The following is a 463-nucleotide window of genomic DNA, read 5'->3' on the forward strand; positions in this document are numbered from 1 at the left end:
TCCATCGACGAGGTGGCGGTCTGGCAGCGGGCGCTGACGGACGCGGAGGTCGCCGACGAGGCCCGGTTGGCGACGAACACCGCGCACAACGGTGTCGAGTTGGTGGCGGACTGGGATCCGGCGCAGGGTAGTGGCGGCACGGTCGCCGACGGTACGTCCGGTTACGGTCGGGCGCTGTCGTTGGAGGGCGGTGCGTCGCTGGACGGTGAGGCGATCGCGCTGGACGGTGTGGACGGTGCGGCGACGGCTGCGGGGCCGGTGGTCGACGACACGGGGTCGTTCACGGTGACGACGCTGGCGTCTTTGGACGGGGACGCGCTGGCCGCGAAGGGTGTGGGTTACACCGGGCAGGTGCTGGGGCAGCGTACGGCGGACGGGTCCGCCTGGGGGTTCTGGTACAAGCTGACCGGTACCGCGGTGGTGCCGGACGACAGCGGGATGCTGAAGACGGTGCCGCAGGGGT

The 463-nt window shown here is 71.5% G+C and carries 1 pseudogene; it reads left to right on the forward strand.

Features of this window, described 5'->3' with window-relative positions:
- Positions 1 to 463 (forward strand): annotated as a pseudogene (locus ACL02U_RS32965) (LamG domain protein jellyroll fold domain protein); the annotation flags it as partial.

This window comes from Streptomyces sp. MS06 (assembly GCF_047200655.1).
Lineage (GTDB): Bacteria > Actinomycetota > Actinomycetes > Streptomycetales > Streptomycetaceae > Streptomyces.